Annotated in this window: 7 protein-coding genes; all 7 read left to right on the plus strand. The window is 36.3% G+C overall.

Annotation, left to right across the window (positions count from 1 at the left end; translation table 11 throughout):
* Positions 1–69 precede the first annotated feature (69 nt).
* The 7 genes from LPB88_RS03360 (at position 70) to LPB88_RS03390 (ending at position 14,918) form a co-directional block, all read left to right on the plus strand.
* Complete coding sequence (locus LPB88_RS03360) at positions 70–1,803, plus strand: glycoside hydrolase family 43 protein (protein WP_230712385.1); 1,734 nt, start codon at positions 70–72, stop codon at positions 1,801–1,803.
* 51 nt (positions 1,804–1,854) lie between these two features.
* The gene (locus LPB88_RS03365; RefSeq protein WP_230712387.1) at positions 1,855–3,087 is read left to right on the plus strand and encodes an SGNH/GDSL hydrolase family protein; all 1,233 of its coding nucleotides are present in this window, start codon (positions 1,855–1,857) and stop codon (positions 3,085–3,087) included.
* Positions 3,088–3,164: 77 nt separating this feature from the next.
* Positions 3,165–5,888, plus strand: a complete 2,724-nt coding sequence (locus LPB88_RS03370) for an alpha/beta hydrolase-fold protein (RefSeq protein ID WP_230712389.1) — start codon at positions 3,165–3,167, stop codon at positions 5,886–5,888.
* Between the two features lie 42 nt (positions 5,889–5,930).
* The gene (locus LPB88_RS03375; protein ID WP_230712391.1) at positions 5,931–8,456 is read left to right on the plus strand and encodes a glycosyl hydrolase 115 family protein; all 2,526 of its coding nucleotides are present in this window, start codon (positions 5,931–5,933) and stop codon (positions 8,454–8,456) included.
* Positions 8,457–8,473: 17 nt separating this feature from the next.
* On the plus strand, positions 8,474–10,039 hold the full coding sequence (locus LPB88_RS03380) for a glycoside hydrolase 43 family protein (RefSeq protein ID WP_230712393.1): 1,566 nt from the start codon (positions 8,474–8,476) through the stop codon (positions 10,037–10,039).
* A 52-nt stretch (positions 10,040–10,091) separates the two neighbouring features.
* Positions 10,092–12,686 carry a xylan 1,4-beta-xylosidase gene (gene xyl3A / locus LPB88_RS03385; RefSeq protein WP_230712396.1) on the plus strand — a complete coding sequence of 865 codons (2,595 nt, stop codon included), beginning with the start codon at positions 10,092–10,094 and terminating at the stop codon, positions 12,684–12,686.
* 285 nt (positions 12,687–12,971) lie between these two features.
* Complete coding sequence (locus LPB88_RS03390; RefSeq protein ID WP_230712399.1) at positions 12,972–14,918, plus strand: glycoside hydrolase family 97 protein; 1,947 nt, start codon at positions 12,972–12,974, stop codon at positions 14,916–14,918.
* The last annotated feature ends 27 nt before the right edge of the window (positions 14,919–14,945 follow it).

Below are 14,945 nucleotides of genomic sequence, written 5' to 3' on the forward strand. Positions count from 1 at the left end.
GCTTTTAAATATTTTAAATTATAACCTAACATTTTCAAAGAGATGTTAATAATAAATGAGCTAGTACAAATGAAATATCGACAACTATTTTTTTTATTACCATTATTATTCCTTTTTTCGTTTAAAGGAACACAGGTTAAAGATAGCCTTATAAAAAGGCAAACTCAAAAAGCACCTGTTTTTTCTAATGTTGTTTATCAGGGAGATGATAATATTTATAAAAATAATCCATTAAAACCAGATGAGTTTTATTCTCCGGTTTTACAGGGATGTTATCCTGATCCTGCAATTACCAGAAAAGGAGACGATTATTTTATGGTATGTTCTTCATTTGCCATGTTTCCGGGAGTGCCCATTTTTCATTCTAAAGATTTAGTGAATTGGACAGACCTTGGCGGGGTATTAAATAAAGTTTCCGAATTTAATCCGCATGATACAGGAATTAGCGCCGGAGTTTACGCACCAGGTATAACCTATAATCCTCACAATGACACTTTCTACATGATTGTAACAGCATTTTCAGGAGGTCTGGGCAATATTATAGTAAAAACAAAAGATCCTATGAAAGGTTGGGGAAGCCCAATAAAATTAGGTTTTGAAGGAATTGATCCATGTATATTTTTTGATGATAACGGAAAAGGATATATAGTTCATAATGATGCTCCGGATAACGGAAAAGAACTGTATCAGGGACACCGTGTTATTAAAATTTGGGAATATGATCTTGTAAAAGATCAGGTAATTCAGGGTACGGATAAAATTATAGTAGATGCAGGTGTAGATCTTTCTAAAAAACCAATCTGGATAGAAGCGCCTCATTTATATAAAAAAGACGGTCATTATTATCTAATGTGTGCCGAAGGAGGTACTGGAGGAAATCATAGTGAAGTTATTTTTATCAGTGACAATCCCAAAGGGCCTTTTAAGCCGGCATCAAATAACCCGATTCTTACTCAAAGATATTTTCCTCAAAACAGAACCAATAAAGTAGATTGGGCCGGGCATGCAGATTTAGTTCAGGGACCTGATAATAAATATTACGGAGTATTTCTGGGTGTCCGTCCTAATGATAAAGACAGAGTAAATACAGGCCGTGAAACTTTTATGCTGCCTGTAGACTGGTCAGGAACTTTTCCGGTGTTTGAAAACGGATTAGTGCCTTTGGAGCCAAAAATAAAAATGCCAAAAGGAGTTAGTGAAAACAAAACGGGTAAAGACGGCTTTTTTCCAAATGGTAATTTTACGTTTACTGAAAATTTTACCTCTGATAAATTAGATTACAGATGGATAGGACTTAGAGGACCAAGAGAAAACTTTATTACTGTAACTAAAAAAGGACTTCAGATTAATCCTTTCGAAGTAAATATTAAAGAAGTCAAACCCACTTCGACACTTTTTTACAGACAAATGCACAACACGTTTTCTTTTGCATCAACAATAGATTATAAACCCGAATCTGAAAAGGATCTGGCTGGAATTGTATGCTTGCAGAACGAGCGTTTTAATTATGTTTTTGGTATAACAAAAAAAGGAAAAGATACCTACATCCTGTTGGAAAGAACAGAAAAAGGACAATCAAAAATCATTGCAAGTGCCAAAATTGAAATCAAAAAGCCAGTGCGTTTACAGGTAAAAGCAGTGGGAGACAGTTACGAATTTAGTTATGCGCTAAACGATGCTGATTTTAAAAATTTAGGCGAAAGCGTTTCAGGAGATATACTTTCAACAAATATGGCAGGAGGTTTTACAGGAGCATTGGTAGGATTGTATGCAACTGCAGCAAATGATGCCCAGCCACAATAATAAGTTGCAGCATAAAATACCAAGTAGTCAATAATTATTAAAACGTTAAACATGCAAAAGCAATATTTTAAAGGACTGTTTTTTATGCACCTCTTCTTTTTGGGATGTATATTTAATCAGTCATCCCTAATAGCACAAAGCAAATCAAACAATGAGAATTGGGTTGGTACATGGGCTTGTGCGCAGATGCAGGTAGAACCAAATAATATGCCTCCTGCCCCGGGTCTTTCAGAAAACACACTTCGGCAAATTATTAGAGTTTCTATAGGAGGAAAACATATAAGATTGCGTTTTTCTAATATCTTTAGTGATCAGCCAACAGTTTTGAAATCGGTTAGCGTTGCAAATGTTGTCAATGCGCCAATTATTGATCTAAAAACTCAAAAAACACTTAGCTTTAATGGAAATTCTGAAATAACAATAAATCCGGAGCAAGAAGTATTTTCGGATGCTTTTGCTTTTGATTTGCAGCCAGGTCAGCTTCTGGCGATTACAATTCATTATGGAGCGACTTCAGTAAAAACATCCGGACATCCGGGCTCACGTACCACTTCTTACATTCTTCAGGGAGATAATATCCAAAATGAAACTTTTGATGGCGCCATAAAAACAGATCACTGGTATTCGATTATGGGATTAGATGTCATTGCCAATAAATCTTCTGCGACAATAGTTTGTTTAGGAAACTCCATTACAGACGGTCGGGGATCTGGCACTAATAAACAAAATCGATGGACAGATATCTTATCTGCAAGATTATTGGCAAATAAAAAAACACAACATATAGGAGTTTTGAATCTAGGAATTGGAGGAAATTGCGTTGTAAAAGGCGGATTAGGTCCTACTGCATTGAATCGTTTTGATAGAGATGCGCTTTCGCAAAAAGGCGTAAAATGGCTTGTAATTCTGGAAGGAATCAATGATATTGGAGGTATTAAAAATCCTGAAGATGTGCCTGTTAAAGCTCAGGGACTTATTGAAGCTTACAAAGTGATGATCGATAAAGCACATGCAAAAGGAATTAAAGTGTACGGTTGTACTATTTTACCCTTTGAGAAATCATTTTATGATGCACCACACAAACAAGAAGCCCGTGATATTGTAAATGCATGGATTCGAAACAGTAAAGCCTTTGATGCTGTAATTGATTTTGATAAAGCAATGGTTTCAGAAGAAGGTTCAAAAACTATTTTGTCAAACATGCATGATGGTGATTTTTTGCATCCAAACGAAGCAGGTTATCTCAGAATGGGAGAAGCGATAGATCTCAGTTTATTTAAATAATAGTTTCCTTTTTTTAATTGTTTACCTGTTTCAATCCAGATTTTAAATGATTTTTTGATAATAAAAATAACGATAAAATGAAATCAATAATTAAGTTTTTCGCATTTATTTTTCTTCTTTCAATAGTGCAAAAAGGGTATTCTCAAGATGCTGATTTTCATATTTATTTGAGCCTTGGCCAATCAAATATGGAAGGATATGCTAAAATAGAACCACAGGATAAAGTGGGTGTCGATGATAGGTTTCAGGTTTTACAAGCAGTCAATTGTCCTGAACTTAAACGCACAATGGGAACTTGGTATACTGCCATACCGCCCTTATGCCGCTGTAATACCGGACTAACACCAGTGGATTATTTTGGACGTAATATGGTTGCCAATCTTCCAAAAAATATAAAAGTGGGCGTTATCAATGTAGCGGTTGGAGGCTGTAAAATTGAACTTTTTGATAAAGACAAGTCAGCAGAATATATTGCAACAGCACCAGACTGGATGAAAGGCATACTTAAAGAATACAACGAAAATCCATATCAACGACTTGTGGAGTTGGCAAAAATAGCACAAAAGAAAGGAATCATTAAAGGAATTCTGCTGCATCAGGGAGAATCGAATACTGGCGACACACTTTGGCCAAAAAAGGTGAAAATTGTGTATGATAATTTAATGAAAGATCTGAATCTGGATCCTAAAAAAGTGCCCTTACTTTCAGGAGAAACCGTAAACGAAGACCAAAACGGTAAATGTGGAAGCATGAATAAAATTATTGCCACACTGCCAAAAACAATAGAAAATACGTATGTAATTTCATCTAAAGGATGCACTGCCGAACCTGATTTTTTACATTTTAATGCACCAGGTTACAGAGAATTAGGAAGACGTTATGCCGGGAAAATGCTTTCTCTTTTGGGATATAAATTCTCAGAAGGCAAAGCGCCTTTCATAGTACAGGCTCCGCTTGGTTTTGATCAATTAAATACTAGTATACCAGCAGGAAAAATAGAAAGCATTAGTTATGAATCTAAAACAGTAGGGACGATTAGAAAAGTTACTGTTTATACGCCTCCGGGATTCAATAAAAAGAAAAAATATCCTGTATTATATCTTTTACACGGAATAGGCGGAGATGAAAAAGAATGGCTCAACGGCGGAAGTCCACAGATTATTTTAGATAATCTTTATGCCGAAGGAAAAATTGAACCCATGATTGTTGTAATGCCAAACGGCAGGGCAATGAAAGATGACAGTGCAACCGGAAACATAATGGCACCGGATAAAGTACAGGCATTTGCTACTTTCGAAAAAGATTTATTAAATGATCTGATTCCTTTTATAGAAAAAAAATATCCAATTTACAAAGACAGGGAACACCGTGCCATTGCCGGTTTGTCTATGGGCGGCGGACAATCCCTAAATTTTGGATTAGGGAATTTAGACAAATTTGCATGGGTAGGTGCTTTCTCGGCTGCACCAAATACTAAGGAGCCCGAAGAACTGCTTCATAATCCTGAAGAAGCAAAAAAGAAATTAAAACTGCTTTGGATTTCCTGTGGAGATAATGACTGGCTTATTGAGAACAGTAAAAGAACTCACGATTATTTATACAAAAATGATGTGCCGCATATTTATTACATCGAACCCGGAGTTCATGATTTTAAAGTGTGGAAAAACGGTTTATATATGTTTTCACAGTTTTTATTTAAAACAGTTGATCAGTCTGTTTTTTCGGCGTACACGCTTTTAGGCAATCCTGCACAAACCAATATCCGTAATGCAAAATATCCTCAAATATTACCCGATAACAGAGTAATTTTTAAAGTCACAACTCCCCAAGCTTCAAAAGTGCAAATCGATTTGGGCAGGAAATATGATCTGACTAGAGACTCAGAAGGATTTTGGACTGTAACTACAGATGTGATAAACAAAGGATTTAATTATTATTCCCTGCTGATTGATGGCGTAGCTGTTGCTGATCCTGCCAGCCAAACTTTCTATGGAATGGGGCGTATGGCAAGCGGTATTGAAATTCCAAATAAAGAAGGAGATTTTTATGCTTTAAAAGATGTTCCGCATGGTGAGATTCGAATAAATAAATATTTTTCAAAGGCAACTAATTCGTGGCGTGAAATGTATGTTTACACACCACCGGGTTATGAAAATTCTACAGAAAAATATCCGGTTTTATATCTGTTACATGGCGGAGGTGAAGATCAAACCGGTTGGGCAACTCAGGGGAAGGCTAATTTAATTTTAGACAATTTAATTGCCGAAAATAAAGCAAATCCAATGATAATTGCCATGCTTGACGGCAATATGGGAAATACAGGAGGAGTTGCTGGTTTTAATGAAAATGCACTTAAAGCTTTTGAAAACGAATTAAAAACAGGAGCAATACCTTTTGTAGAAAACCATTTTAAAGTTGCGAAAGATTCTAAAAACAGAGCTTTAGCCGGATTATCAATGGGAGGATTGCAAACACTTTATACCGGTGTCAAAAATTCAGATATGTTTTCTTATATCGGTGTATTTAGTTCAGGGTGGTGGGCAAATAATCCCGTTTTATCAGAACCTCAGTACGAGTTTATGAAAAATAATGTTGCGACGATCAATTCTAATATCAAAGAATTTTGGATTTCGATGGGTGGTAAAGAAGATATTGCTTTTGAAAATTGTAAAATAATGCGGAGCAAGTTTGACCAATTTGGAATAAAATATAAATACAGTGAATATTCAGGCGGACATACCTGGCCGGTTTGGCGACACGATTTATTTATGTTCGCGCCATTATTGTTTCAGCAGAAATAAAGATTTTAAAATAGTAATTGAATTTCATAATAAATAAAGTTCATGAATACATTTTCAAAATATATCCTCACATTTCTTATCGCTTTTAGTTGTACTTTTTTAAAAGCGCAGTCGTTTATTACAACTCAAAAAGGGGACAATGTTGTTGTCCTGAAAGAGAAATCTTTCCATCTTTCCTTTTTGGTTAGTGACGGAACAGATGCAGGTATTTTACGAGCAATTGGTAATTTACAAACTGATTTTGAGAAAGTAACGGGCGAGAAACCTGTTGTTTTTAATCAGAAACCAAATTCTTCGGAACCGCTTATTATCATTGGAACAATTGGAACCAATTCTGTAGTTGATGATTTAATAAAAGAAAATAAAATCGATGGAAAATTGCTCAAAGGCAAAAATGAAAAATTTATTATTCAGAACATAAAAAATCCCTTTAAAGGAGTTGAAGAAGCTATTGTTATTGCCGGAAGTGACAAACGCGGAACAATTTATGGAATTTACGAATTATCCAAACAAATTGGTGTTTCACCCTGGTATTATTGGGCTGATGTTCCTGTAGAAAAAAAAGAGAGTATTTATTTTGTAAAAGGAATATACACTGAGGGAGAACCTGCAGTGCAATACAGAGGAATTTTTATCAACGACGAAGCTCCCGCATTAAGCGGTTGGGCAAAAGCAACATTTGGCGGATTTAACAGTAAATTTTATGAAAAAGTTTTTGAATTACTGCTTCGGCTAAAAGCCAATTATATCTGGCCGGCGATGTGGGGAAATGCTTTTTATGATGATGATTCGGCGAGTGGACCTTTGGCGAATGAAATGGGAATTGTAATCGGTACATCACATCACGAACCAATGGCTTTGGCACAAACAGACTGGCATCGGTATATTAAAAAAAATAACCTCCCTAATGTTTGGGATTATTCTAAGAATAAAACTGTTTTAGATGCATTTTGGAAAGGCGGAATTGAACGCAGTAAAAATTGGGAAAAAGTCGTAACCGTAGGAATGCGCGGCGACGGCGATGAAGCCATGAGCGAAGGAACCAACATAAGTCTGCTGGAAAATATCGTAAAAGAACAACGCAAAATTATTGCTGCCGTAACCAAAAAAAAACCTGAAAAAACACCTCAGGTTTGGGCTTTGTATAAAGAAGTGCAGGATTATTACGATCAGGGAATGCGTGTTCCTGATGATGTTATTTTATTGTTCTGCGATGACAATTGGGGAAATGTGCGTAAACTTCCGAACCTTTCGAAACCCTTTCATAAAGGCGGTTACGGAATGTATTATCACTTTGATTATGTTGGAGGACCAAGAAATTCGAAGTGGATTAATATTAGTCCCATGCAAAGAGTTTGGGAACAGATGAATCTGAGCTACGAACATGGTGTCGATAAAATCTGGATTGTCAATGTGGGAGATCTAAAACCAATGGAATTCCCCATTAGTTTCTTTCTGGAAATGGCATGGAATCCTAACGAGTTCAATTCGCAGAATCTTTTTGAGTTTACCCAGAAATGGGCAACGGATCAATTTGGAACAAAACACGCCAAAGAGATTGCGAGATTATTAAATACCTATCCAAAATTCAACCGAAGAGTTACACCCGAAATGCTGGACAGTAAAACCTACAGTCTTGAAAATTACAATGAATTTCAAACCGTAGTCAATGATTACAAGAACCTGGCACTTGATGCGTATCGAATTTACAATGATCTTCCCGAACAATACAAAGATGCCTATTTTCAATTGGTTTTATATCCTATAGATGCCTGCAGCAATCTTTATGAAATGTATTTTGCACAGGCAAATAACAAAAAACTGGCTTCAGAAAAAAACATTTTAGCCAATGGTTTTGCAGATCAGGTAAAAAGCAATTTTGCAAGAGATTCCATTCTTCAAAATAAATACAATAATGAAATTTCGGGCGGAAAATGGACTCATATAATGGATCAGATGAGAATTGGATATAAAGCCTGGCACGATACTCCTAAAAACATTTTACCGGAAATTAGTTATGTGTCAGATAAAGATCAGATCATAAAAAAGGTATTCGCAGAAAAAGAAGGTTATGTCGCCATCGAAGCAGAGCATTTTTTGAAGTTAAATAACTCAAAGAATATTCATTGGCAGGTAATTCCTGATTTTGGAAAAACAAAAAGCGGTATCACCACTTTTCCGCAAAATAAATCTCCGGACCAGAATGAGAATATTTATGTTGAATATGAAATTGATTTTGTTTCCACAGGAGAATTTGATGTGGAACTGCTTTTGGCTCCTACACTTAATTTTAACGGCAACAAGGGACTTCGTTATGAAATTTCTTTTGATGGAGAAAAACCGCAAACCATAAATTTTAACGGACAATACCGTGGCGAATTAGGAAAATGGCAGGCAGAACACCTGATACATTCCACTACAAAACTTACGATTTCGAAAGCAGGAAAACATGTCTTACGTTTGCGTGTTTTAGATCCCGGAATTGTGTTGCAAAAGATTTTGATTAATACAGGAGGATTAAAACCTTCTTATTTAGGACCACCGGAAAGTCAAATGAGTACAGAGTAGAATCTTAAATAACCATAATGAAAATATACTTAATTAACATATTGCTATTTCTGGGATTTGCATTATCGGCACAGGAAAATAAGGCGCAGAATCCAATCATTTTTGCCGATGTTCCGGATATGTCTATCATTCGGGTAAATGATAGTTATTATATGACCAGCACGACAATGCACATGAATCCGGGTGTTCCAATTATGAAATCTAAGGATTTAGTCAATTGGAAAATAATCAATTATGCCTATCAAACATTAGAAAATGATAATGAGAAACTAAATCTGGACAATGGAAAAAATGATTACGGAAGAGGTTCATGGGCGAGCAGTCTGCGGTATCACAATGGTATTTATTATGTAAGCACTTTTTCGGGCACAACGAACAAAACCTATATTTTTTCTACAAAAGATATTGAAAAAGGGGACTGGAAAAAGACCGTTTTAAACAATTCGTATCACGATCATTCTATCTTTTTTGATGATGACGGAAAAGCTTATATGGTTTGGGGAGCAGGAAAACTACAGATTGTAGAGTTAAAAGCAGATTTATCAGATGTAAAAGAAGAAACAAAAAGAGTTTTAATAGAAAATGCGAGCGCTCCTGCCGGAAACAATATCATGCTGCAGTCAGAAGGTTCACAGCTTTTTAAAATTAAAGGAAAATATTATCTGTTTAATATCCTCTGGCCAAAAGACGGAATGCGTACTGTAATTATACACAGAGCCGATAAAATTTCGGGCCCGTGGGAAGGAAAAATTGGGTTGCAGGATTTGGGCGTGGCACAAGGAGGATTAATTGACATGCTAGATGGAAAATGGTTTTCGTATCTGTTCAGGGATTTTGGTGGCGTAGGACGAATCCCTTATTTAATTCCGGTTAAATGGGAAAATGACTGGCCAATATTAGGCGAAAATGGTAAAGTAACCGAATATCTGGATTTACCGCAAAGCAAAGGTATAATCCCGGGAATTGTAAACTCAGATGATTTTAATCGGAAGAAAAACGACAGAGATTTGCCTTTAGTCTGGCAATGGAATCATAATCCTGATAATTCGCTTTGGTCTTTAAAAGAAAGAAAAGGCTATTTGAGATTAAAAACAGGAAGAATAGACAGTAGTTTTCTTCAGGCGAAAAATACTTTAACACAAAGAACCTTTGGCCCTGAAAGTACAGGAACTATCCTAATTGACGTATCTAAAATGAAAGAAGGCGATTTTGCAGGACTTTCGTTATTACAAAAACAGTATGGACTTGTAGGCGTAAAAGCGGAAAGGGATTCGAAAAAAATTGTAATGATTGAAGCTCTTAAGGATATTCCAACAGAAATAGAAAGTATTCCTTTAATGCAGGATAAAGTGTATTTCAAGGCAGAATGCAATTTTAAAGACAAAGCCGATACTGGAAGATTTTTTTACAGCCTTGATGGTAAAAAATGGAATAAAATAGGAAACGCAATACAACTACCGTATACGCTTCCCCATTTTATGGGGTATCGATTTGGCTTGTTTAATTATGCAACAAAAAATGTGGGAGGTTTTGTTGATTTCGATTATTTGCATATTGAGGATCAAATTTCAAAAAATAATTAGTTTACGATTTTATCGTTGCAAAATATTCATCATATATCAATTCAGAAAAATCATGAAAAATAGTTATCTGTTTATAATAAGTTTAATTACTATATGGAGTGTAAACGCACAGCAATATCGTTTTAAAGATGCATCTCTGAGTTCAAAAGAACGTGCTGAAGATTTAATTTCACGATTAACGCTTGAAGAAAAAGCAGCATTAATGTGTGACCAAAGTGATCCGATACCCAGACTTGGAATTAAGAAATTCAATTGGTGGAGTGAAGCTTTGCATGGTTATGCCAACAATGATAATGTTACTGTTTTTCCTGAACCCATAGGCATGGCAGCATCATTTGACGATCAGTTGTTATACACTGTTTTTAATGCCGTTTCTGATGAAGCCCGCGCTAAATACAATCAATGGATTAAAAATGGTAATGAAAACAAGCGATTTTTGAGTCTTTCGGTCTGGACACCTAACGTCAATATTTTCAGAGATCCGCGTTGGGGACGAGGTCAGGAAACGTATGGAGAAGATCCTTACCTGACTTCCAGAATGGGAATCTCAGTTGTTAAAGGACTTCAAGGTCCTGCTGATGCTAAATACCGCAAACTTTTAGCCTGTGCCAAACATTTTGCCGTTCATTCGGGACCGGAATGGAGCAGACACGAATTGAATTTGAACAATGTAGATCCCCGTGAATTATACGAAACCTACCTGCCGGCCTTTAAAGCATTAGTGCAGGATGCTGATGTGCGTCAGGTTATGTGTGCTTATCAGCGATTGGATGATGAACCTTGCTGCAGTAATACGAGATTATTACAACGTATTTTGCGTGAGGAGTGGGGGTATAAATATATGGTGGTTTCAGATTGTGGAGCCGTTACAGATTTTTATACCACACATAAAGTTTCGTCAGATGCAACACATGCAGCATCAAAAGCCGTCCTTGCAGGAACCGATGTGGAATGTGTCTGGGAAAAATATCCTTTTAAAAATTTACCCCAAGCCGTTGAGAAAGACCTGATAAAAGAAGCCGATATTAATAAAAGCCTGCTCCGTGTTTTAACCGGACGTTTTGATTTAGGCGAAATGGATGACGACGCCATTGTGCCTTGGGCTCAAATTCCGGCATCGGTGCTTAATAGTAAGGAACATCAGCAATTAGCACTCGAAATGGCTCAAAAGTCTATGACGCTTTTGCAAAATAAAAACAACATTCTTCCTTTAAATAAAAACATAAACAAGGTCGCAGTTATAGGTCCAAATGCAGATAATGAACCAATGTTATGGGGAAATTATAACGGAACACCGGTTAAAACAATTACCATAAAAAGCGGTATACAATCAAAAATTGCCGAAAATAAAATGGTTTATGACAAAGCCTGCGATTTGGTCGAAGATAAAGTAAATCAAAGTTATTTTGACCAGATTTCATTTGAAGGCAAAAAAGGAATGAAAGCCACGTATTGGAATAATCCAAACAGAGAAGGGAATAGTGTTGTAACGCAGCAAATTTTAAATCCGATAAAGATGACTACTGCCGGACAGCACGAATTTGCTTCGGGAGTGAAACTGGAAGGATTTTCGGCAAAATATGAAACTGAATTTCTGGCGAAAGAAAACGACAGTCTTGTTTTTAAAACCGGAGCCACAGGAGCTTTTGAATTATTAGTTAACGGAAAATCCATAGCAAAATATACCAACTGGCGCACTGTTCCGGGAAAAATTGCTTTTGCAGTTGAGGCTGGTAAAAAATATCAAATTGAAATCCTCTATGCACAGTCAAACAATTGGCAGGCCAATCTTGAATTCGATTTTGGAAAAGAACACGATATAAATTTCGGAGCATTAATTCAAAAATTAAAAGGCATCGATACTGTCGTTTTCGTTGGCGGACTTTCGACACTTCTTGAAGGAGAAGAAATGCCGGTTTCTTTTCCAGGTTTTAAAGGCGGCGACAGAACCAATATTGAACTTCCTACCGTTCAGAGAAAATGTTTGCAGGAACTGAAAGCAGCAGGAAAAAAAGTAGTTTTTGTAAACTGCTCCGGTTCTGCAATTGCGTTAACGCCAGAAACAGCAAGTTGTGATGCCATTTTGCAAGCGTGGTATCCGGGAGAATCCGGAGGTCAGGCTGTCGCCGATGTTCTTTTTGGAGATTACAATCCTGGGGGAAAATTGCCGGTTTCATTTTATAAAAACTCAGACATCTTAGGAGATTTTGAAGATTATTCGATGAAAGGGCGTACATATAGATATACAACCAATGTTTTGTTTTCGTTTGGTTTTGGTTTAAGCTATTCTAAATTCCAAATTGGTACAGCAAATCTGAGTAAGACGAAGATAAAATCGAATGAAAATACACAACTAAATTTTCTAATAAAGAACATCAGCAATCGAGAAGGAACAGAGATCGTGCAGGTATATGTTCGAAAAGTTAATGATAAAGATGGTCCTTTAAAATCATTGAAAGCTTTTAAACGAATCAATTTAAAAGCGGGCGAAAAGCAGGATGTAACTATTGATTTACCTGCCGCTTCATTTGAATTTTACGATGCCAGTAGAAGAGGAATAAATATAACTTCGGGTGAATATGAAGTGTATTACGGTACCAGTTCAGATGCAAAAGATTTAAAAATGACGAAGGTATTTGTGCAATAATTTTTATGACAGTCCGCTAAGGATACCAAGTATGTTTTTTTGCCACAAATTACACGAATTTTTATTTTGAAACTACTTCATAGATTTACATAGATTTTTTAATCTGTACAATCAAATAATTCGGGGTAATTCGAGAAATTAGTGGCAAACCTTTTTATCATAGATTTTCATTGGTATTATTTAAGAAATCTGTGACTAGTTTTTTGCTTGGTATTAGCCACGGATAGTCATGATAATTATTTCATCTTTTACAAATAAAAACAAACCAATTAACCTAAGTCTGTTATGAATTTTAAATATATAATATGTTTATGTCTGTTTAGTTTTTTTAAACTTAATGCACAATCAATTGTAAATAGTCCTGATGGAAAACTTAAAGTTTCTGTTTCGATTTCAGGCGGAATGCCTTTCTACAGTATTTCATACAATGAAAAAAAGTTTCTGGAAAATTCTCCGCTTGGTTTAAAAACCAATGCAGGGGATTTTACAACAGGATTAAATTTAAAACCTGATGTGGCTCAAAATAAAATTGAGGAACAATATGAGCTTCCTAATATCAAGCAGCGCAATGTGCATTATAAGGCTAATGAAGCCGTGTTTTCTTTTATCAAAGAAAATAAACCTGCTATTGATGTAGTATTTTGGGTGAGTAATAACAATGTCGCTTTTAAATATAAAATACATCCACAAAACGAAACCCGCTCCTGTGTAGTACAGGAAGAAGCATCTGGTTTTATTCTGCCGGAGGGAACAACTACATTTCTTTGTCCGCAAAGCAAGCCAATGACGGGATTTGCCAGAACTGCCCCAAGTTATGAAACATCCTATACATTAGATGGTTCAATGAGCAAAAATGGTATGGGAGAAGGCTATACATTTCCGTGTCTTTTTAAAGTAAATAATAATGTCTGGGTTTTAATATCAGAGACAGGCGTAGATGGTAATTATTGTGGCAGCAGACTGATTGGTCATGAAAAAGGATTATATACGATTGGTTTTCCAATGGCGGGAGAAAATAATGGAAACGGAACAACCGCTCCCGGAATATCGCTTCCCGGCGAAACGCCATGGCGAACTATTACAGTAGGCGAAACACTGGCTCCGGTTGTAGCAACCACAATTCCGTTTGATTTGGTTAAACCAAAATTCAAAGCTTCACAAGAATATAAATATACCAAAGGTTCCTGGAGCTGGATTATAAAAATGGACAACAACACTACTTTTCCGGTACAAAAACAATACATCGATTTTAGTGCTGCAATGGGATATGAAACCATTTTGGTTGATGCACTTTGGGATACACAAATAGGCAAAGATAAAATTGGAGAACTGGCTGAATATGGTGCTGGAAAAGGCGTTGGATTGTATTTGTGGTACAACTCTAATGGCTATTGGAATGATGCGCCTCAGGGCCCAAGAGGAATGATGGACAATTCAACAATTCGTCGTCAGGAAATGGCGTGGATGAAAAGCATTGGTGTAAAAGGAATAAAAGTAGATTTTTTTGGCGGAGACAAACAAGTCACCATGAAGTTGTATGAAGATATCCTGAGAGATGCGAATGATTTTGGGTTAATGGTTATTTTTCACGGTTGTACATTACCAAGAGGATGGGAACGTATGTATCCAAATTTTGCCGCTAGTGAGGCTGTTTTGGCAAGCGAAAATATGCATTTTGGTCAAGGAAGCTGTGACAACGAAGCCACTAATGCCGCGACACATACTTTTATTAGAAACGCGGTAGGAAGTATGGATTTTGGCGGAAGCGCCTTGAATAAATTTTATAATAGTGATAATATTCCCAATAAAGGTTCAAAACGAATGACCTCTGATGTTTTTGCTTTAGCGACAGCGGTACTTTTTCAAAGCGGTGTACAGCATTTTGCATTGGCACCCAATAATTTAACCGATGCTCCGGCATGGGCGATCGATTTTATGAAAAAAGTTCCAACTACCTGGGATGAAGTTCGGTTTTTAGAAGGTTATCCGGGTAAATACGCAGTAATTGCCCGTCGAAAAGGAACAAAGTGGTATATAGCAGGCGTGAATGCACAAAAAGAAACACTGAAAATTAAAACGAAATTGTCAATGATTGCTTCAGGAACTGCAGTAAAATGTTACTCTGATGATGAACATTTAAACGGAAAAACAGAAACAATAAAACTTAAAAATAATCAGGAAATTGAGATTAAAATTCCCTGCAACGGCGGAATAGTTTTATTGAATGAATAGCAAAATAAGTTTCGATTAAAAGAGCAT

The sequence above is a fragment of the Flavobacterium sp. JAS genome (assembly GCF_020991455.1).
Taxonomy (GTDB): Bacteria; Bacteroidota; Bacteroidia; order Flavobacteriales; family Flavobacteriaceae; genus Flavobacterium.